Source organism: Streptomyces mabaensis, assembly GCF_053763515.1.
Map to the genome: position 1 here is coordinate 60,755 of NZ_JBSOPZ010000033.1, position 18,584 is coordinate 79,338.

20 protein-coding genes and 3 tRNA genes are annotated in these 18,584 nt (G+C 70.2%); 6 read left to right on the top strand and 17 right to left on the bottom strand.

What is annotated here, in order from left to right:
• Window positions 1–157: 157 nt before the first annotated feature.
• The 8 genes from rplL to ACWV17_RS26180 form a co-directional block, all read right to left on the bottom strand.
• Window positions 158–541, bottom strand: a complete 384-nt coding sequence (gene rplL / locus ACWV17_RS26145) for a 50S ribosomal protein L7/L12 (RefSeq protein ID WP_455352416.1) — start codon at window positions 539–541, stop codon at window positions 158–160.
• A gap of 109 nt (window positions 542–650) precedes the next feature.
• Window positions 651–1,181 carry a 50S ribosomal protein L10 gene (gene rplJ / locus ACWV17_RS26150; protein ID WP_455352415.1) on the bottom strand — a complete coding sequence of 177 codons (531 nt, stop codon included), beginning with the start codon at window positions 1,179–1,181 and terminating at the stop codon, window positions 651–653.
• 311 nt (window positions 1,182–1,492) lie between these two features.
• Window positions 1,493–2,359 (bottom strand): DUF1396 domain-containing protein, encoded by an 867-nt coding sequence (locus ACWV17_RS26155; RefSeq protein ID WP_455361617.1) that lies wholly within the window; start codon window positions 2,357–2,359, stop codon window positions 1,493–1,495.
• A gap of 184 nt (window positions 2,360–2,543) precedes the next feature.
• Window positions 2,544–3,266 (bottom strand): 50S ribosomal protein L1, encoded by a 723-nt coding sequence (gene rplA, locus ACWV17_RS26160; RefSeq protein WP_455352413.1) that lies wholly within the window; start codon window positions 3,264–3,266, stop codon window positions 2,544–2,546.
• An 81-nt stretch (window positions 3,267–3,347) separates the two neighbouring features.
• Window positions 3,348–3,782, bottom strand: a complete 435-nt coding sequence (rplK, locus tag ACWV17_RS26165) for a 50S ribosomal protein L11 (RefSeq protein WP_355823929.1) — start codon at window positions 3,780–3,782, stop codon at window positions 3,348–3,350.
• A gap of 162 nt (window positions 3,783–3,944) precedes the next feature.
• Window positions 3,945–4,850, bottom strand: a complete 906-nt coding sequence (gene nusG, locus ACWV17_RS26170) for a transcription termination/antitermination protein NusG (protein WP_455361618.1) — start codon at window positions 4,848–4,850, stop codon at window positions 3,945–3,947.
• Window positions 4,851–4,932: 82 nt separating this feature from the next.
• Window positions 4,933–5,220: a preprotein translocase subunit SecE gene (gene secE, locus ACWV17_RS26175; protein ID WP_455352411.1), complete on the bottom strand. Its 288-nt coding sequence runs from the start codon at window positions 5,218–5,220 to the stop codon at window positions 4,933–4,935.
• Window positions 5,221–5,328: 108 nt separating this feature from the next.
• Window positions 5,329–5,401: transfer RNA gene (locus ACWV17_RS26180), tRNA-Trp, on the bottom strand.
• Between the two features lie 181 nt (window positions 5,402–5,582).
• Here ACWV17_RS26180 and ACWV17_RS26185 point away from each other — a divergent pair.
• Both ACWV17_RS26185 and ACWV17_RS26190 read left to right on the top strand, forming a co-directional pair.
• A complete protein-coding gene (locus ACWV17_RS26185) occupies window positions 5,583–6,809 on the top strand; it encodes a pyridoxal phosphate-dependent aminotransferase (RefSeq protein WP_455361619.1) in 1,227 nt (408 codons plus the stop codon).
• 342 nt (window positions 6,810–7,151) lie between these two features.
• Entirely contained in the window at window positions 7,152–8,171 is a 1,020-nt protein-coding gene (locus tag ACWV17_RS26190) for an adenosine deaminase (RefSeq protein ID WP_455361620.1), read from the top strand.
• A 4-nt stretch (window positions 8,172–8,175) separates the two neighbouring features.
• On the opposite strand, the gene ACWV17_RS26195 is transcribed toward ACWV17_RS26190, so the two are convergent.
• Window positions 8,176–8,778, bottom strand: coding sequence for a TetR/AcrR family transcriptional regulator (locus ACWV17_RS26195; protein WP_455361621.1), 603 nt, complete (start codon window positions 8,776–8,778; stop codon window positions 8,176–8,178).
• Window positions 8,779–8,867: 89 nt separating this feature from the next.
• Between ACWV17_RS26195 and ACWV17_RS26200 the strand changes: the two genes are divergently transcribed.
• Complete coding sequence (locus ACWV17_RS26200) at window positions 8,868–9,500, top strand: NAD(P)-dependent oxidoreductase (protein WP_455361622.1); 633 nt, start codon at window positions 8,868–8,870, stop codon at window positions 9,498–9,500.
• A 14-nt stretch (window positions 9,501–9,514) separates the two neighbouring features.
• On the opposite strand, the gene ACWV17_RS26205 is transcribed toward ACWV17_RS26200, so the two are convergent.
• The 6 genes from ACWV17_RS26205 to ACWV17_RS26230 form a co-directional block, all read right to left on the bottom strand.
• Complete coding sequence (locus ACWV17_RS26205; protein WP_455361623.1) at window positions 9,515–10,570, bottom strand: UDP-N-acetylmuramate dehydrogenase; 1,056 nt, start codon at window positions 10,568–10,570, stop codon at window positions 9,515–9,517.
• 281 nt (window positions 10,571–10,851) lie between these two features.
• Window positions 10,852–11,280: a MaoC family dehydratase gene (locus ACWV17_RS26210; RefSeq protein WP_455361624.1), complete on the bottom strand. Its 429-nt coding sequence runs from the start codon at window positions 11,278–11,280 to the stop codon at window positions 10,852–10,854.
• Window positions 11,281–11,285: 5 nt separating this feature from the next.
• Window positions 11,286–11,738: an FAS1-like dehydratase domain-containing protein gene (locus ACWV17_RS26215; protein WP_455352404.1), complete on the bottom strand. Its 453-nt coding sequence runs from the start codon at window positions 11,736–11,738 to the stop codon at window positions 11,286–11,288.
• A 141-nt stretch (window positions 11,739–11,879) separates the two neighbouring features.
• On the bottom strand, window positions 11,880–12,044 hold the full coding sequence (gene rpmG / locus ACWV17_RS26220) for a 50S ribosomal protein L33 (RefSeq protein ID WP_006604855.1): 165 nt from the start codon (window positions 12,042–12,044) through the stop codon (window positions 11,880–11,882).
• An 86-nt stretch (window positions 12,045–12,130) separates the two neighbouring features.
• Window positions 12,131–12,203, bottom strand: a tRNA-Met gene (locus ACWV17_RS26225).
• A 48-nt stretch (window positions 12,204–12,251) separates the two neighbouring features.
• A tRNA-Thr gene (locus ACWV17_RS26230) sits at window positions 12,252–12,324 on the bottom strand.
• 205 nt (window positions 12,325–12,529) lie between these two features.
• Here ACWV17_RS26230 and ACWV17_RS26235 point away from each other — a divergent pair.
• Both ACWV17_RS26235 and ACWV17_RS26240 read left to right on the top strand, forming a co-directional pair.
• Complete coding sequence (locus ACWV17_RS26235) at window positions 12,530–13,774, top strand: amidohydrolase family protein (RefSeq protein ID WP_455361625.1); 1,245 nt, start codon at window positions 12,530–12,532, stop codon at window positions 13,772–13,774.
• Window positions 13,775–13,847: 73 nt separating this feature from the next.
• Window positions 13,848–14,504 carry an SDR family oxidoreductase gene (locus ACWV17_RS26240; protein WP_455352402.1) on the top strand — a complete coding sequence of 219 codons (657 nt, stop codon included), beginning with the start codon at window positions 13,848–13,850 and terminating at the stop codon, window positions 14,502–14,504.
• A 25-nt stretch (window positions 14,505–14,529) separates the two neighbouring features.
• Here ACWV17_RS26240 and ACWV17_RS26245 read toward each other — a convergent pair whose 3' ends face one another.
• Window positions 14,530–16,182: an FAD-dependent monooxygenase gene (locus ACWV17_RS26245; protein WP_455361626.1), complete on the bottom strand. Its 1,653-nt coding sequence runs from the start codon at window positions 16,180–16,182 to the stop codon at window positions 14,530–14,532.
• Window positions 16,183–16,390: 208 nt separating this feature from the next.
• On the opposite strand from ACWV17_RS26245, the gene ACWV17_RS26250 reads away from it, so the two are divergent.
• Entirely contained in the window at window positions 16,391–16,642 is a 252-nt protein-coding gene (locus ACWV17_RS26250) for a hypothetical protein (RefSeq protein WP_455352400.1), read from the top strand.
• Between the two features lie 77 nt (window positions 16,643–16,719).
• Here the strand turns inward: ACWV17_RS26250 and ACWV17_RS26255 are convergent, their stop codons facing one another.
• Window positions 16,720–18,555: a Dyp-type peroxidase gene (locus ACWV17_RS26255; protein ID WP_455352399.1), complete on the bottom strand. Its 1,836-nt coding sequence runs from the start codon at window positions 18,553–18,555 to the stop codon at window positions 16,720–16,722.
• Window positions 18,556–18,584 lie beyond the last annotated feature (29 nt).

Genomic DNA, 18,584 nt, shown 5'->3' on the forward strand with positions numbered 1-18,584 from the left:
GCGCGCTGCGTGCGGTTCGTCAAGGCCCCCCACCACAACGAAGATCACCCTACTCGTCCCCGGGGGAAGAGCAAGGCAGGCCTCGCGGGTACGCCGAAGGGCGACCACCCGTACGGGTGGTCGCCCTTCAGGAGCGAGTCAGAAGACCGCTACGGGGTCACTTGACCTCGACGGACGCGCCAGCGGCCTTGAGGGACTCGGCAGCCTTGTCAGCGGCCTCCTTGGCGACCTTCTCGAGGACCGGCTTCGGGGTGCCGTCGACGAGGTCCTTGGCCTCCTTCAGACCCAGCGAGGTCAGCTCACGCACGACCTTGATGACCTGGATCTTCTTCTCGCCGGCGCCGGTGAGGATGACGTCGAACTCGTCCTGCTCGGCCTCGGCCTCGGCCGGGGCGGCAGCGGCGCCACCAACAGCGGCGGCGACGGGGGCGGCGGCGGTGACGTCGAACTTCTCCTCGAAGGCCTTCACGAACTCGGAGAGCTCGATGAGGGTCATCTCCTCGAACTGCGCAAGCAGGTCGTCCTGGGACAGCTTCGCCATGATGGCGTCCTTCCACTCATTCGGCAGGTGCCGGTTGTCTGTGTCGGCGGGCGTACTTTCGGCCCGCTGCGACCGTCGCCTTCAGGCGGCGGTCAATGCGCGAGCCGAATTACTCGGCACCGCCCTGCTCGGCCTGCTTGGCACGAAGCGCCTCCGCGGTGCGGACGAACTTCGAGGGGAGCGCCTGGAAGAGCGCGGCAGCCTGGGACTGCTTGCCCTTCATGGCGCCCGCCAGCTTGGCGAGCAGAACCTCGCGGGACTCGAGGTCCGCAAGCTTCTTGATCTCATCGGCGGACAGCGCCTTGCCATCAAGGACACCGCCCTTGATGATCAGGTTCGGGTTGTCCTTGGCGAAGTCACGAAGACCCTTCGCCGACTCCACCGGGTCACCGGTGATGAAGGCAACCGCCGTCGGACCAGTGAACTGGTCGTCGAGCGAAGTGATCCCGGCCTCGTTGGCCGCAATCTTGGTCAGCGTGTTCTTCACCACGGCGTACTGGGCGTTCTCACCGAGCGAACGACGCAGCGTCTTGAGCTGCGCCACGGTGAGACCCCGGTACTCGGTCAGCACAGCGGCGTTCGAGCTGCGGAACTGGTCCGCGAGCTCGGCTACCGCGGCAGCCTTGTCGGGCCTTGCCATAGAGCGTCGGCCTCCTTCCGGGTGATGAGGACCGCTCAGAAGGGACCGGGCAAAACGAAACGCCCCGGCGCAGGCGCACGGGGCGTGAGCTCGACCGGACGGAATCCGGGAGCACATCCACAGTCACCTGCGCAGGACGTCCGCACCCGGCGGAACCTTCGGCCACCGCACTCCCTGACGAGAGCACAGCAACGACCAGCGGTCTTTGGCTTCCGGGGAAGACTACGCGAATGCATCGCCGTCAAGCAAATCGGGCCATCGGGGCCTCGGGAGCCGGCCGTCGTGGCCCGCTCCCTGGCCCGCTCCCGGGGTCACGGTGCGCCGGACGCGTCCTTCATCATCTGCGCGAGGTCCACGGTCTCGGAGGCCGGCGGAGCCGTGACGGTTACCGGCTTGTTGAAGTCCAGGAACGTGATCGTCAGGTCGAGCGGGCCCTTGTCCGCCGCGCCCCGCACACGGAACTGCTTGGTGTGGTCGTTGCCGTCCACCCACATGTCCATCGTGAGCGCGTCGACGCCCATGCCCTCGTACCGCTTCAGACCCTTCTCCCGCTGCTCCCTGGTGGCCGCGTCCTGGCCCTTCAGGCTCTCGCGCATCGCGGCGATCGTGACCGTACCGGCGTAGTGCGTGGTCCGTACGCCGTCGACCGTCTCTTCGCCGACCTTCTTGAGGTCCTTGGCGGCGGTCAGCGAGGCGGAGTCCTGAGCAGGATTACGGTCCGCCTGGCCGGCCATCCCCGCCAGCGGGTCGGCGCCGCCCTTGCCGAGAGCCGCCAGGTCGAACTTGAGCCAGCTCTTGCCGTCCATCTTCGCCGCGGCTTCCGGGCCGCCATTCATGTACATGGCGCCCTCGACGAGGCGGATCTCCACCTCACCGGTCTCAGCCGCGGTTCCGCCGCGCATCTTCATCTGCATCGCGGGCGGCTTCATGCTCATCGACGCCCGGCCCTCGACACTGCCTCCGTCGGGGGCCTTGCCGCGCATCGTGTACGTCACCGAGGTGAGCTTCTCGCTCTTCTCGGCCGCCCGCTGCACAGCCGCGGCAGGAGTGACCTGGAAGGGCTTCTGCCCGGCCTTGGCGTCGGGCTTCGGGGCGCTGCCCGTCGTACAGGCGCTCGCGCCGCACAGCAGAGCGCCGACGAGCGCGGCCCCGGCCGCCTTCCGGTACATCACACGCATGCTTGGTTCCCCCCACGGGTGTTCACTTATGGTCCGGTCTTGTCCGGTCTGGTCCGGCAGGTGACCTCCGGTGACCCTACCGGCCGCCGCCGACAACGCCACGTGAATAAACAACCGGCCCCCGCACCTCGAAGGAGATGCGGGGGCCGGTTTCAGCACGCGTGACGCGCGGCTGCCGTCAGGATCAGACGGCGGCCGGGTCCTCCTCGACGAGGAGGTTGCGGGTGCGGTTGGAGTCCAGCGGGATGCCGGGGCCCATCGTGGTGGTCAGGGTCGCCTTCTTGATGTAGCGGCCCTTCGCGGCGGACGGCTTGAGACGCAGGATCTCGTCCAGCGCCGCGGCGTAGTTCTCGACCAGCTTCGTCTCGTCGAAGGAGACCTTGCCGATGATGAAGTGCAGGTTCGAGTGCTTGTCGACGCGGAACTCGATCTTGCCGCCCTTGATGTCCGTGACAGCCTTCGCCACGTCCGGGGTGACCGTGCCGGTCTTCGGGTTCGGCATCAGACCACGCGGACCGAGCACGCGGCCGAGGCGGCCGACCTTGCCCATGAGGTCCGGGGTGGCGACGACGGCGTCGAAGTCCAGACGGCCCTTCGCAACCTCGTCGATCAGTTCGTCGGAGCCGACGATGTCGGCGCCGGCGGCTTCCGCGGCCGCAGCACGGTCACCGGTCGCGAAGACCAGGACCCGGGCGGTCTTACCGGTGCCGTGCGGAAGGTTCACGGTGCCACGGACCATCTGGTCGGCCTTGCGCGGGTCGACACCCAGACGCATGGCGACCTCGACGGTGCCGTCGAACTTGATCGAGGAGGTGTCCTTGGCGAGACGGACGGCCTCGAGCGGGGCGTACAGCTTCTCCCGGTCGACCTTGGCGTCCGCAGCGCGGAGAGTCTTGCTGCGCTTCACTTCTGCTCCTGATGTGTTTGAGCGTGGAGTCGTGGTGCGGACCAGCGCTTGGTCCTACCACTGGGGGCTTACGGGGCTGAATCAGCCTTCGACGGTGATGCCCATGGAACGGGCGGTGCCGGCGATGATCTTCGACGCGGCGTCGAGGTCGTTGGCGTTCAGGTCGGGCAGCTTGACCGTGGCGATCTCACGGACCTGGGCGCCGGTGAGCTTGGCAACCTTGGTCTTGTGCGGCTCGCCCGAGCCCTTGTCCACACCCGCGGCCTTGAGGATCAGCTTGGCGGCCGGCGGAGTCTTGGTGATGAAGGTGAAGGAGCGGTCCTCGTAGACCGTGATCTCCACCGGCACGACCATGCCACGCTGCGACTCGGTCGCGGCGTTGTAGGCCTTGCAGAACTCCATGATGTTGACGCCGTGCTGACCGAGCGCGGGGCCGACCGGCGGAGCCGGGTTGGCCGCGCCGGCCTGGATCTGGAGCTTGATAAGCCCCGTGACCTTCTTCTTCTTGGGAGGCATTGCTCTCTCCGGGTCCTAGTGAGAGTTTCCAGCCAGCCACCCGATCATCCGGATGGAGGCATACCGCACCACGATAACGGGTATCTGCGCGGGGCTAAAAACCGAGCAGGTCAGAAAGGCTGCGAGAGCCTTTCTGACCTGGTCGGAAACGTGTGCTGCGAGTCAGTTCTTCTGGATCTGGTCGAAGCTGAGCTCGACCGGGGTCTCGCGGCCGAAGATCTCGACGAGACCCTTGACCTTCTTCGAGTCCGGGTTAATCTCGTTGATCGTGGCCTGCAGCGTCGCGAACGGACCGTCGGTGACGGTGACCGAGTCGCCGACCTCGAAGTCCAGAACCTGGACCTCCATCTTGCGGGACGGAGCCGGCAGTCCGGCCTCCTCCGCGGCGGCCTTGGCGGCCTTCTCCTCGGCCTCCGGCGCGAGCATCTTGACGATCTCGTCCAGCGTCAGCGGGTACGGGTCGTACGCGTTGCCGACGAAGCCGGTGACGCCCGGGGTGTTACGGACGACGCCCCAGGACTCGTTGGTGAGGTCCATACGGACCAGGACGTAGCCGGGAAGCTTGTTCTGGCGGACGTTCTTGCGCTCGCCGTTCTTGATCTGGACGATCTCTTCCTCGGGTACTTCGGCCTGGTAGATGAACTCCTCGACGTTCAGCGAGACGGCACGCTGCTCCAGGTTGGCCTTCACGCGCTTCTCGTACCCGGCGTATGTGTGGATGACGTACCACTCACCGGGGAGCAGGCGGAGTTCCTGGCGGAGGGCCTCGACCGGGTCGACGGGCTCGGCCGGCTCGGTCGCCTCCTCGGCCTCCGTGACCTCTTCGGCCTCGGAGTCGTCGGCAACGGCGGTGTCGGTATCGTCGGACTCGTCAGTGACGTCGGAGGCATCGACGTCATCGACGTCCGTCTCGACGTGCAGGGCGGCCTCCTCGGCCGGCTCGCCCGCAGCGGCGTCGGCAGCCTCGGCCTGGTCGGGACCGTCGGCGTCCGCCGCCTCGACGATGTCGAGCTCGTCCTCGACGGACTCGACCGACTCGGAGGCGTCGTTCAGGTTCGGGTCAGACACGTGGCTGCTTCTTCCTGGCTACATATGGGTGGAACATGCGAAAGCGGCGGCAGCCCGGTCAAGGCGCCGCCCTCCGCGGGGATCAGCCGAAGACGTACTTGATGGCTTCCTGGAATCCATAGTCAATCACGGTCACAAGGCCGATCATGATGACAACGAAGACAATCACCACAGTGGTGTACGTGGTGAGCTGGCTGCGCGTGGGCCAGACAACCTTGCGGAGTTCCGCGACGATCTGGCGGTAGAAGAGCGCGAGACGGCCCAGGGGGCCCTTCTTTCCGCGCTTGCCGCCCTTCCGAGTCTTCTTCTGCGACTCGGGCGTCTCGTCCTCGGCATCAGGCTTGTCGATGGAGCCAAGGGCGTCCGTCACGTCTCTCACCTGAATCCGGGTCGTGGCCGTGCCGCGCCCGGTTGAGCCGCACGGCGGTGCATTGAAGTACGTACATGCGCGCACACATCCTGGCGAAGGTGTGTGTAGCAGGGCCGGAGGGACTTGAACCCCCAACCGCTGGTTTTGGAGACCAGTGCTCTACCAATTGAGCTACGACCCTTTGTGGTTCCCCAACCTACCGCATCCGCCCGGGTGCACGGAGTGCGCACGGTCGGAGTGGCTGGTGAGGGCCAACGACAGGTGAGTGTACGTGCTTCGGGACGCGGCGTCGAACAGGTAACGGCTGTCCGGTCTCTGAAACCAGTGTGCCCGGCTGCTGCGGGGTCTGGGACGATTGCCGCATGACCTCTGCAACTCCTCCCACCGAGCGCCGGGTCTCCGCCCGTATCGGCGCGATCTCCGAGTCCGCGACCCTCGCAGTGGACGCCAAGGCCAAGGCCCTCAAGGCCGCCGGGCGCCCCGTGATCGGCTTCGGCGCCGGCGAGCCCGACTTCCCGACCCCCGACTACATCGTCGAAGCCGCCATCGAGGCCTGCCGCCAGCCGAAGTACCACCGCTACACGCCGGCCGGCGGGCTCCCCGAGCTCAAGGCCGCCATCGCCGCGAAGACGCTGCGCGACTCCGGCTACGAGGTCGACCCCGCGCAGGTGCTGGTGACCAACGGCGGCAAGCAGGCGATCTACGAGGCCTTCGCCGCGATCCTCGACCCGGGCGACGAGGTCATCGTCCCGGCCCCGTACTGGACCACGTACCCCGAGTCGATCCGCCTCGCGGGCGGCGTGCCGGTGGAGGTCGTCGCCGACGAGACCACCGGCTACCGAGTGTCCGTGGAGCAGCTGGAGGCGGCGCGTACGGAGCGTACGAAGGTCGTCCTGTTCGTCTCCCCGTCGAACCCGACCGGCGCGGTCTACAGCGAGGCCGACGCGCTCGCGATCGGCCGCTGGGCCGCGGAGCACGGGCTGTGGGTGCTGACGGACGAGATCTACGAGCACCTGGTCTACGGCGACGCGAAGTTCACCTCGCTGCCGGCGCTCGTCCCCGAGCTGCGCGAGAAGTGCATCGTCGTCAACGGTGTCGCGAAGACGTACGCGATGACCGGCTGGCGGGTGGGGTGGATCATCGGCCCGAAGGACGTCGTCAAGGCCGCGACCAACCTCCAGTCGCACGCCACCTCGAACGTGTCCAACGTCGCGCAGGTGGCAGCGCTGGCCGCCGTCTCCGGGGACCTGGACGCGGTGGCCGAGATGCGGTCGGCGTTCGACCGGCGCCGCCAGACGATCGTGCGGATGCTGAACGAGATCGAGGGCGTGGTGTGTCCCACCCCGGAGGGCGCGTTCTACGCGTACCCGTCGGTCAAGGCGCTCCTCGGCAAGGAGATCCGCGGGCAGCGCCCGCAGACGTCGGTGGAGCTGGCGGCGCTGATCCTGGACGAGGTCGAGGTGGCGGTGGTGCCGGGCGAGGCCTTCGGCACGCCGGGCTACCTGCGTCTCTCGTACGCCCTGGGCGACGAGGACCTGGTCGAGGGAGTGTCGCGGATCCAGAAGCTCCTGGCGGAGGCGAAGGCCTGACGCGGCCCGCAGCACCCCGTCGGAGCGGCGCCCACCCCAACGGGGGCGGGCGCCGCTCCGACGTTCCGGCCGGGCCCCGGGGGCGCCGCCTCCCCCTCAAGCCCCGCCGGCGATTGAGGCGCGGGGGCCGGGGCGGAGCCCCGGTTGAACCCGGCACCCCCAAGCCCCGCCGGCGATTGAGGCGCGGGGGCCGGGGCAGAGCCCCGGTTCGGGAAGGGGCGGGGAGGGGAACAGCCCCGCAGGGGTGGCGCCCGGGCCGGAGGAGGGCGGTTTTGTGTTCGGGCAAGCGCCCGAACGGGGAAACCCCTGCCGCGCGGCGCCCACCTGGGGCAGGATCACCCAATGGAGCACGCACGCGATCTCACGCTTCTGCCCAAGGCCCACCTGCACCTGCACTTCACCGGCTCGATGCGCCCCACCACCCTCCTGGAGCTCGCCGACAAGTACGGCGTACACCTCCCCGACGCACTGACCGGCGGCGAGCCGCCGAAACTGCGGGCCACCGACGAGCGGGGCTGGTTCCGCTTCCAGCGGCTCTACGACATCGCCCGGTCCTGCCTGCGCTCCCCCGACGACATCCGCCGGCTCGTGCGCGAGGCCGCCGAGGAGGACGTCCGGGACGGCTCCGGCTGGCTGGAGATCCAGGTCGACCCCACCTCGTACGCCCCCATGCTCGGCGGACTGATCCCCGCCCTGGAGATCATCCTGGACGCGGTGGACGCCGCCTCGCGGGAGACCGGGCTCGGCATGCGCGTACTGGTCGCGGCGAACCGGATGAAGCACCCGCTGGACGCCCGGACGCTGGCCAGGCTGGCCGTGCGGTTCGCGGACCGCGGCATCGTCGGGTTCGGCCTCTCCAACGACGAGCGCCGCGGCATGGCCCGCGACTTCGACCGGGCCTTCGCGATCGCGCGGGAGGGCGGGCTGCTGGCGGCGCCGCACGGCGGCGAGCTGACCGGCCCCTCGTCCGTACGGGACTGCCTGGACGACCTGCATGCCTCACGCGTCGGACACGGCGTACGGGCCGCCGAGGACCCGCGCCTGCTGCGCAGGCTCGCCGAGCGCGGGGTGACCTGCGAGGTGTGCCCGGCGTCGAATGTGGCGCTCGGCGTGTACGAGAAGCCCGAGGACGTGCCGCTGCGCACGCTGTTCGACGCGGGCGTGCCGATGGCGCTCGGCGCGGACGACCCGCTGCTGTTCGGCTCGCGGCTGGCCGCGCAGTACGAGCTGGCCCGGCGCCACCACGGTTTCACGGACGCCGAGCTGGCCGAGCTGGCCCGGCAGTCGGTACGGGGCTCGGCGGCGCCGGAGGGCGTGAAGGCCAAGCTGCTGGCCGGAGTCGACGACTGGCTGGCCAGATAGCCGGCTACCCGGCCGGCTGCGGGCGCAGGCCCGCGAGGACCGTGCGGGCGACGGCCGGTGCGAACTCGTCGAGGGGACGGACCGGCTCGCTGCCCGGAAACGCCTTGAGGAACGCGCGCTGCAGACAGGCGCCCATCAGCAGCGCCGCAGCTGCGTCGGTGTCCGCGTCCGCGGCGATCCGGCCGGCCGCGCGCTCCACGCGCAGATAGCGGGAGAGCGCGTCGATCGGATGGTGCGGACCGCTGCCCAGCGCGTGTACGCCCTCGGCATGGCGGCGCAGCAGCGCGGGCTCGGCGAAGAGCGAGGCACCGATGGCGAAGGTGGACTCGTAGAAGCGGGCGGCCTGCCGGACGACCGTGACGAGGTTCTCCTCGACGCTGTGGCCGGTGGGTGCTTCGGTCAGCTCGACGAGCAGCGGGCCGAGCTTCGGGAGCCGTTCCTGGAGGACGTGGAGGAAGAGGTCCTCCTTGCTCGCGAAGTGCTTGTAGAGCGCGGCCTCGGAGCAGCCGGCCTCCCGGGCGATCTCCTTGGTGGTGGCACGGGCGAGCCCGATGGTGCGCATGAGCTGGTCGGCGGCGTCGAGGATGCGGGCCCGTGCGGGTTTCACGTGTGCGCTCCGGAGAGGCTTGACGGAGGGGTGAGCGAGCACTCACTCTAGTGGTGAGTGAATACTTACCCACCAAGGGGCGTGTGGCAATGAAGCTGACCGTTTTCGGAGCGACCGGCGGCGTCGGGCACGAAATCGTCCGGCAGGCGCTGGCATCGGGCCACCAGGTGACCGCGGTGGTCCGCGACCCCGCGCGACTGACCGTCGACGACCCGGCCCTGCGGGTCGTCACCGCCGGACTGGACGACCCGGAGGCCCTGCGGCCGGCCGTGGCGGGCCGCGACGCGGTGCTGTCAGGCGTCGGCGCGCGCGCCATCAAGCACGCGGGCGACGCCACCACCTGCACCCGGACGATCCTGCGGGCTCTGGAGGCGGAGGGGGTGCGCCGCTTCCTGGCGGTGAGCGCGGCCCCCGTCGGCCCGGTGCCGCCCGACGAGACGCTCCTGCTGCGCGCGGTGACCCCGCTGGTCTCGCGCGTCTACCGCGACGTGTACGCGGACCTGACGGCGATGGAGGACGAGATCCGCCGCAGCACCACGGAGTGGACCGTCGTACGGCCGCCCAAGCTGACCAACAAGCCCGTGACCGGCGTCTATCGGACCGCGCTCGGCGCCAACCTGCGCGGCGGCAACTCGATCGGCCGGGCGGACGTGGCCCACGCGATGCTGCACTTCACGGACGACTCGTTGACGGTGAAGCAAGCGGTGGGCGTCGCGTACTAGCCGCGCACCGCCGGCTAGAGCTGGACCCCGACCGTCACCGGCTCGTTCACCAGGGTGACGCCGAACGCCTCGCGCACGCCCGCCACCACCTCCCGCGCCAGGGCGAGGAGGTCCTCGGTGGTCGCCTCGCCGCGGTTGGTGAGGGCCAGCGTGTGCTTGGTGGAGATGCGGGCCGGCCCGGTGCCGTACCCCTTGGTGAAGCCCGCCTTGTCGATCAGCCAGGCCGCGGAGGTCTTGGTGAGCCCGTCCCCCGCCGGGAACGCGGGCGGCGCGATGTCCGGGCCGAGGCGCTCGTGCGTACGGGCCAGGAAGGCCGCGTACTCCTCGGCCGTCAGGATCGGGTTCGTGAAGAAGGAGCCCGCCGACCAGGTGTCGTGGTCCTCCGGGTCCAGCACCATGCCCTTGCCGGCCCGCAGCCGCAGCACCGTCTCGCGCGCGGTGGCGGCGGGTACGCGGTCGCCCGCCTCGACGCCCAGGGCCCGGGCGGTCTCGGGGTACTTCAGCGGGGCGGACAGGCCGCCCGCGTCCTCCAGCAGGAAGCGCACGCGCAGCACGACATAGCGCTCGGGGTCCTGCTTGAAACGGCTGTGGCGGTACGAGAACTCACACGCCGCGTTGGCCAGGGTGACCGTTTCGCCGGCCCGGCGGTCGTACGCCACCACCTCGGTGATCGTGCTGGACACTTCCTGCCCGTACGCGCCGACGTTCTGGATCGGGGTCGCACCGGCCGAGCCGGGGATGCCGGCCAGGCATTCGATGCCGGCCAGGCCCGCCTCGACGGTGCGGGCGACGGCGTCGGTCCACACCTCGCCGGCCGCCAGCTCCAGCTTCGTACCGTCGAGGTGGAAGCCCTGCGTCGCGATGCGGAGCGCGGTGCCGTCGAATCCCTTGTCGCCGATCACCAGGTTGCTGCCGCCGCCGATGACCAGAAGCGGGGTGCCGCTCGCGTCGGCGTCCCGGACGGCTGCGATCACCTCGGCGTCGGTGGTCGCGGTGAGCAGCCGGGTGGCGGGGCCGCCCAGGCGGAAGGTGGTCAGCGGGGCGAGAGGGGCGTCGTGGAGTTCCTGCACGGGGACAAGAGTACGGTCCGCGGCTCCGCCGCTCGGGCGGGGCCACGGACCGTACGGACCGGGGGCGCCGGCGTCAGACGGTCACCGGCGCACGGCCCTCGGCCTTCTCGGGCGCGGTCTCCGGCGTCGGCCGGCGGCCGGATCAGCAGCGCCGTCCCGGCCGCGAGGGCCACGGCGGCCGCCCAGGTTCGCGGCCGGCGCGAAGTAAGCGTCCGTCGTGTAGCCCTCGGGCGCGCGTCCGGGACGGGCGCCCGAGGCTCGTACCGCGTCTCAGCCGCGTCTCAGGCGAGCCGGACGACAGCGCGCGACATACCGAGCACCTTCTGGCCGGCGCTGGTCGCCGTCAGGTCGACCCGGACCAGCCCGTCGTCGAGCTTGGCGGCGACCTTGGCGCTGACCTCGATCAGCGCGCCCTTGTCGTCGTTCGGGACGACGACGGGCTTGGTGAACCGCACGCCGTACTCGACCACCGCGGCCGGGTCGCCCGCCCAGTCGGTGACCACACGGACCGCCTCGGCCATGGTGAACATGCCGTGCGCGATGACGTCCGGCAGCCCGACCTCCTTGGCGAACTTCTCGTTCCAGTGGATCGGGTTGAAGTCACCGGAGGCACCCGCGTACTGCACGAGCGTGGCGCGGCTCACCGGGAAGGACTGGGCCGGCAGCTCGGTGCCGACCTCGACCGCTTCGTACGCGACCTTCGCTGTCACTTGCGTCACTCCCCCTCGGCCGCGCGCGAGACGAGCTTCGTCCAGGCGGTCACCACATGCTCGCCGGACTCGTCGTGAACCTCACCCCGGATGTCCACGATGTCGTTGCCCGCCATGGACTTGATGCCCTCGATGGTCGAGGTGACCGACAGCCGGTCCCCCGCCCGCACCGGACGCGTGTACGCGAACTTCTGGTCGCCGTGCACCACGCGGCTGTAGTCCAGCCCCAGTTGCGGGTCGGCGACGACCTGGCCCGCGGCCTTGAACGTGATGGCGAAGACGAAGGTCGGCGGCGCGATCACATCGGGGTGACCGAGCGCCTTGGCGGCCTCCGGGTCGGTGTACGCCGGATTGGCGTCACCCACCGCTTCGGCGAACTCGCGGATCTTCTCCCGGCCGACCTCGTACGGATCGGTGGGCGGGTACGACCGCCCGACGAAGGACTGGTCGAGCGCCATGGCTCGGTACCTCCTGCTCTGGTGTTTTGCGGTGACGGCCCTGCCGGTGACGGCCACCTGCGTGCGGTGACAGACACAGACCTGCACAACGACACGAGGCCGCCCCCGGTGAAGGGGACGGCCTCGGGTACGAGCCTGTTTTCAGCGCGTTTCGCGGTGCGCGGTGTGCGAGTTGCAGCGCGGGCAGTGCTTCTTCATCTCAAGACGGTCCGGGTCGTTACGCCGGTTCTTCTTGGTGATGTAGTTCCGCTCCTTGCACTCCACGCAGGCCAGCGTGATCTTCGGGCGGACGTCGGTGGCAGCCACGTGAGTGCTCCTTGACGGAATTGGACGGATGAACGCAAGAAAGAGTAGCCGACCGGGAGACCGACCCCACAATCGGCTACTGTGTGTAGCGGTGACCGGACTTGAACCGGTGACACAGCGATTATGAGCCGCTTGCTCTACCGACTGAGCTACACCGCTTTGATGTGATCCGTCCCCCGCCCGAGGGCGGGGAACCTCTCACACCAGAGCCCCAATACGGAATCGAACCGTAGACCTTCTCCTTACCATGGAGACGCTCTACCGACTGAGCTATTGGGGCGAGCGATGAAGACATTACACGGTCGCCCGCCGTTCGCCCAAATCCTTAAGCCGGTCCCCTGTGGGACCTCTGTGCCGGACCTTCACAGACGCCTCAGCAGCCGCAGCGCACCACACCGGTACGACTATTGCGCTCTTCCGCCACGGTGGCCGGCCAGCGTCCTAGGCTCGACTCACTCTGCGTGATCTTGCCTCCCTGGAGCACGATGCCCGACAGCCAGCCGCAGCCGCATCAGCCGCCGACGAGCAGCGCCGACGGCTCGGCACTGCTGCTCTGCGGCGCCCGGCTCACCGATGGCCGCACCGTGGACGTACGCCTCAGCGGCGGGCGTATCGAAGCGGTCGGGACCTCCGGCAGCCTGGCCGCGCGCGCCACCCGCGTCGACCTGAGCGGCTACCTGCTGCTGCCGGCCCCGGCCGAACCGCACGCGCACGGCGACACCGCCCTCACCGCCGACGCCGACGGCCCCCTGTCGTACGGGGTCGAGGACGTCCAGCGGCGCGTCACCGAGGCCGCGCTGCTCCAGCTCGGGCACGGCGCCACGGCGCTGCGTACGCACGTACGCATCGGCGATGTGCAGGGGCTCGGCGGCATGGAGGCGGTGCTCCAGGCCCGCCGCTCGCTGCGCGGGCTCACCGACCTCACGGCCGTCGCGGTGCCCCGGCTGCTCACCGGGACGGCCGGCGCCGACGGCCTCGCAATGCTGCGCGACGCCGTGAAGATGGGTGCCACGGCGGTCGGCGGCTGCCCCGACCTCGACCCCGACCCGACCGGCTACACGCAGACGGTCCTGGAGGTCGCCGCCGAGCACGGCTGCCCTGTCGACCTGCACACGGACGGTGACGACCCGGCCCGGCTCGCGCGCCTGGCGGCCATGGCCGGCGGACTGCGGCCCGGGGTCACGATCGGCCCGTGCGGCGGGCTGTCCCGGCTCCCCCAGGACGTCGCCGGCCGGGCCGCCGCCCGGCTCGCCGCCGCCGGCGTCAGCGTCGTCTGCCTGCCGCAGGGCGACTGCGGCGCCCTGGAGCGGCGCGGATCACGGACCGCCCCGGTACGGCTGCTGCGCTCGGCCGGGGTGAGGGTGGCCGCCGGCAGCGGGGCGCTGCGGGACGTCAGCAACCCGGTGGGGCGGGGCGATCCGCTGGAGGCCGCCTATCTGCTGGCCTCGCAGGGCGGGCTGCGCCCGCAGGAGGCGTACGAGACGGTCAGCGCGGCGGCCCGGGACGCGCTCGGCCTGCCGGAGGTACGGGTGGAGGCGGGGTTCCCGGCCGAGCTGCTGGCGGTACGGGGCAACGGGCTCGCCGGGGTGCTCTCGCTGGCGTACAGCAGGATCGTGATCCACCGCGGCCGGGTGGTGGCACGGACCAGCGCGGTGCGCGAGTACTGCGACTCGGCCGCGGCGGTGGCGCTCGACCTGCCGCGGCAGGGGCGGCCCGGTCCGGGGCCGTGAGCCTGCCGGAGACACCCCGGATTCGCTGCCGGAGCGTGCGCATGGCGGCAGTTGACGGCGTACGGTCGTAGACATGCGCATCGTCATCGCAGGTGGACATGGTCAGATCGCGCTGCGGCTGGAGCGGTTGCTCACCGCGCGCGGGTACGAGGTCGCGGGCATCATCCGCAAGCGCGAACAGGGCGACGCCCTGCGGGAGGCGGGCGCGGAACCCGTTCTCTGCGACCTGGAATCGGCCTCGGTGGAGCAGGTCGCGGCGGTGCTCCAGGGGGCGGGCGCGGCGGTCTTCGCGGCGGGCGCGGGTCCGGGCAGCGGCGTGACGCGCAAGGACACGGTGGACCGCGGCGCGGCGGTGCTGTTCGCGGACGCGGCGGAGCGGGCGGGGGTACGGCGGTACCTCGCCGTCTCGTCGATGGGCGCCGACGCCGGGCACCGGGGCGACGAGGTGTTCGACGCGTATCTGCGGGCCAAGGGCGAGGCCGACGCGTACGTGAAGACCCGGCTCGGCCTGGACTGGACGATCCTGCGGCCGGGCGCCCTCACGAACGACGCGGGCACCGGCCTGGTCCGTATGGAGGCCTCCACCGGCCGGGGCGCGATCCCGCGCGACGACGTGGCCGCGGTGCTGGCGGAGCTGATCGACACCCCGGCGACCGCCGGGCTGACGCTGGAACTGGTCTCGGGATCGACGCCGGTCGCGGTCGCGGTGAAGGACGTGGCGGGGAACTGAGCGGCGTCGAACTGAGCGGTCGGCGTCAGTCGGCCGCCACGGGCCGGAAGGTGCCCGCGAGGTGGGCGGACAGCTCGGGGACGGTCGGCGGGGCAAGGCGCGCGCCGAGGTAGCCGTCGGGCCGCACCAGAAGCGCCGTGGGACCGTCGGCCTCGTAGGCGCGCCGGAACTCGCCCCGGCCGTCGCGGAAGACCGGCAGCCGCACCCCGTCGGCGGCGGCATCGGGGGCGAGGACGACGAAGACGTCCACCTGGCCGTGGGTCAGTTCCTGTGCTGCTCGGGCCAGTTCACCGAAGTCGGCGGAGTCCGCGGAGTCCACGAGTGGTGGTCCGCCCGCGTCCGCATAGAGCAGCAGTACATGGCCGCGGCCGCGGAGCAGGTCGTACAGGCGCATGGGGAATGTGGCGATGGTGCCGGTGAGGCCGCCGCAGTCGGGTGCCCGGTCGCCGGCGTCGGGGCCGTCCTGGCCCAGGGCGCCCGGTCCCACGATGGGGCTGTCGCGGTAGGCGACGAGCAGTTGGGCTTCCCGCATCATGATCGTCGCGGGGTCGTCCGGGTCCGCCTGGATGCCCTCGGTGGCGTGCCGGACGGTGCGTCCCACGACCTCCTCGCCCACGGGCCGGCGTTCGGCGTCGTAGCTGCCCAGTAGCCGTGGGTTGGCGGTGCCGGTGACGGCGAGGGCCAGCTTCCAGGCCAGGTTGCAGGCGTCCTGAATTCCGGTGTTCATGCCCTGGGCGCCCGTCGGCGGGTGGATGTGCGCGGCGTCGCCGGCGACGAAGACGCGGCCCGTGCAGTAGTGGTTCACCAGCCGGTGGCTGATGCGGAAGACGGAGGACCAGCGCATGGCCGAGGCGGTGGTCGGCTGCGGCGAGAGCCGGTCGAGGACCGCCTGGATGTGTTCGAGGCCGGGCGCGCGGCTGCCTTCCAGCCCGTGGGCGACGTCGTCCGGGTCGCCCTGCTGCTTCCGGGTGGACAGCTCGGGCGGGACCAGCATGGACATGCGGTAGCGGGAGCGGCCGGGCAGCGGGATGCAGACCAGCAGGTCGTCGATGGTGCCGTCGTTTTGGTGCATGGCGCGTACGCCGTAGCCCTGCGGCAGGCTCCAGTCGACCTCCACGTCCGCGAGCATGTACTCGTCGGGGAACGCGCCGCCCTCGAAGGTGAGCCCGAGCGTCTTGCGGACGATGCTGTGCGCGCCGTCGCAGCCGACGAGGAAGCGGGAATGGAGCTCCTCCTGCTCACCGGAGGACGTGGTGACCCGGCTCCAGACCCCTTCGCTGTCCTGGGTGAACGACAGCAGTTCGGTGCCGCGCTCGATCCGGGTGCCGAAGCGGGCGAGGTGTTCCTCGATGATGCGCTCGGTCTCGTACTGCGGCAGGGCGGCGAAGCCGTACGGGACGTCCGGCGGGAGCCTGAGGTCGATGCGCGCCTGCTCGACGCCGTTGACGTACATCAGCTGCCCGCGCATCGGCACGGCAGCCTCCAGGGCTGCGCGCACCAGGCCCATCCGGTCCCAGATCTCCAGGGTTCTGGGCTGGATAACCACGGCTTTTGCGTACGGCAGCCGGGCCGGCAGTTTGTCGATGATGCGGCAGTCGACGCCGTGGCGGCGAAGTTCCGCGGCCGCGGTGAGCCCGACCGGGCCGGCGCCCACGATCAGTACGTCGGTGTGCGCCACTGGCAGCTCCCGCAGAGAAGAGGTCCCCGTGCTGATTCTTCGTGCTGATTCCTCCATCGTGGCCTGGGGCGGCCTGCGGGGCGACTTCTGTCGCTCACGTTCTCTCACGTCCCTCCTGCCTCTCTACTTTGACAGCGCACCGAGAGGGGAGGAATGTGGAAATCGCCCAAATGTCCGATGTGCGATAAGTGGTCGGAGGTGCGTGGGGATGCGCCGCAGGATCGTTGCCGCAGTCTCAGCAGCAGCAGCCGGGCTCGCACTTGGCGTGCTGCCCGCAAGCGAGGCGTTCGCCTCGAGCGACACCAGGAACACCAACCGCTGCTCCGACTGGAGGGGCTGGGACGACCGTCGCTACTGCGACGACCGGTACTACAACGACCGGTACTACAACGACCGGTATTACGACGACCGGCACTTCAGGAACTTCAACGACGTGGTGTTCATCCTCGTCGCCGTCTAGATCCCACTCCGCGGCCGGCTGCACGACCAACGGCCCCTGATCCGCGTTTTCGCTGATCAGGGGCCGTCCCGTCGCCGTCAGTGCCGGGTCTTGGTGTGCCAGATCGGGTCGCCGCCGCTGGTGTAGATCACCACGTTGCCGTCGGCCTGGACCACGAGCTTGGCGCCCGGGTTGCCGTAGGTCCCGGACGCCCACACCGGCTGGTTGTCCGGCGTGTAGATCACGAGGTTGCCGTCCTCCTGGAAGACGGCACGGGCGTCCTGCGTGGCCGGGTTGTTCGAGGCCCAGCGGGGGTCCTCGTTCTCGTCGAAGACGACGAGCTTGCCGTCGTCCTGGAGCATCAGCTTCGCCTTGCCGGCGTCCACGTCGTCCGTGAGCAGGAAGGTCGAGACGGCGGAGATCGCGTGGTTGCCGTTCTCCTCGACGTGGACCTTGATCCTCGGCGCGTCGTCCGACAGCTTGCCGTCGGCCAGCCGGTCGAGGGTCGACATCGACGGCGTGAAGGCGTACACCGCGCCCTCGGTCCGTACGAACTGCTCGAACCGCACCTGCTTGCCCACGAAGGAGACGTCGGTCGTCACACCGATCATGGGATCCGCACCGACCTTCGGCTCGCGCTTCGGGAAGTCGGCGTCGTTGACCCAGTCCTTCTGGATGAACTCGAACTGCCTGACCAGGTCGGCCTGGTAGCTGACGAAGACCAGACCGCGGGCGGCGTCGGGGCCGTGGCCGGCCGCGCCCGCCGGGTCGAAGGGCAGACCGTACGGGATGCCCCGGCGCATGATGCGCCGGCCGTCGAGGTTGCCCTTCTCCGGGACGGGCTTCTCACCCTGCTGGAACAGCAGGCCGTCGCGGGGGTTGGTCTGACGGAGATGGGAGAACAGCGGGGTGATCTCCCCCTCCAGGTCGTTCGCGAAGCTGATGTCGTTGTCGTTCGCCGCCGCCGGGTCGGAGGGCATGTCGGCGTGCGGACACTTCGCCACGGGCGTGCCGGAACGCCAGCGCCCGACCATTCGGGCCGCCAGCCACTCCGTGGTGGCCTCCGGGGGCACGGCCTTCGCGTTCTTCAGCTCCTTCAGCCGGGCCCCGATCTGCGCCCACCAGCCAGGAACGTCCTGGCCGAGCCTGCGCACCACGTGGAACGAGCCGTTCTTCGCCCAGTCCGGCATGTCGGAGAGCTTGCCGCTGACGGTCTTCTCGCCGATGACGAACTCGCCGGCCGGGATGATCCGGGTGCCCGGACTGCCCTTCTTCCACTCGGGGTGCTGGGGGTCGGGCGGGTCGTACCCCTCCACCGCCGGTTCGCTGACGCCGTCCTTGAAGCCGAAGTGCTCCTTGCCGCGGCGGTCTCCCACCAGCGTTCCGCCGTCCTGCTCGAAGATGATCACCACCTTGTGGACGGAGGCTTCCTGCCGCTCCTGGGCGAGGGCCGCACGCAGATCCTCGACCTTGTCGGCGGCGATGGTGAGCACCGCATGGACGGGCTGTGCGTTGCTGTCGCCGAAGAGCCAGTTCTCCGGGGAGTTGTCCCCGGTGTCCCCGAGCATTCCGGCCCGCACGGCGGAGCCCTGCTTGAACGCGTGCTGTGTCGTGCCCTCCGCGGTGCCGGGGAGCGGGTCCTTGCCCGTCAGCGTCTGCATGCCGCCGTGGGTGAAGCTGACGCTGCGCCACAGGGCGGTGAGCGCCCGGGGGTCGTCACCGCCGGTGTTGCCGCGTGCCGCGCTGAAGGCCGCGTTGAACGCCGCGACCTGCCTGGTCGTGGCGATACGCGGCTTCAGCCGCCGCAGCCAGGTGCGCGCCCGCATCGCGTCGTCGAACTTCAGGAACATCAGCTGGACATGGTCCTTCTTGAAGCCGGCGAGCACATCGCCCTGGATTTCCGTGCTCTCCCGCAGTGCCAGATCCGTCGTCATTCCGCCTCTCCTTTCTCGGGTTTCCTGGG

Coding starts and splice junctions, on each gene's coding strand:
- ACWV17_RS26250 (WP_455352400.1), top strand. CDS start 16,391: ATGCGCCGCAGGATCGTTGCCGCAGTCTCAGCAGCAGCAGCCGGGCTC.
- ACWV17_RS26185 (WP_455361619.1), top strand. CDS start 5,583: ATGACCTCTGCAACTCCTCCCACCGAGCGCCGGGTCTCCGCCCGTATC.
- ACWV17_RS26155 (WP_455361617.1), bottom strand. CDS start 2,359: ATGCGTGTGATGTACCGGAAGGCGGCCGGGGCCGCGCTCGTCGGCGCT.
- ACWV17_RS26215 (WP_455352404.1), bottom strand. CDS start 11,738: ATGGCGCTCGACCAGTCCTTCGTCGGGCGGTCGTACCCGCCCACCGAT.
- ACWV17_RS26240 (WP_455352402.1), top strand. CDS start 13,848: ATGCGCATCGTCATCGCAGGTGGACATGGTCAGATCGCGCTGCGGCTG.
- rplL (WP_455352416.1), bottom strand. CDS start 541: ATGGCGAAGCTGTCCCAGGACGACCTGCTTGCGCAGTTCGAGGAGATG.
- ACWV17_RS26235 (WP_455361625.1), top strand. CDS start 12,530: ATGCCCGACAGCCAGCCGCAGCCGCATCAGCCGCCGACGAGCAGCGCC.
- ACWV17_RS26190 (WP_455361620.1), top strand. CDS start 7,152: ATGGAGCACGCACGCGATCTCACGCTTCTGCCCAAGGCCCACCTGCAC.
- rplK (WP_355823929.1), bottom strand. CDS start 3,782: ATGCCTCCCAAGAAGAAGAAGGTCACGGGGCTTATCAAGCTCCAGATC.
- ACWV17_RS26255 (WP_455352399.1), bottom strand. CDS start 18,555: ATGACGACGGATCTGGCACTGCGGGAGAGCACGGAAATCCAGGGCGAT.
- ACWV17_RS26200 (WP_455361622.1), top strand. CDS start 8,868: ATGAAGCTGACCGTTTTCGGAGCGACCGGCGGCGTCGGGCACGAAATC.
- rplJ (WP_455352415.1), bottom strand. CDS start 1,181: ATGGCAAGGCCCGACAAGGCTGCCGCGGTAGCCGAGCTCGCGGACCAG.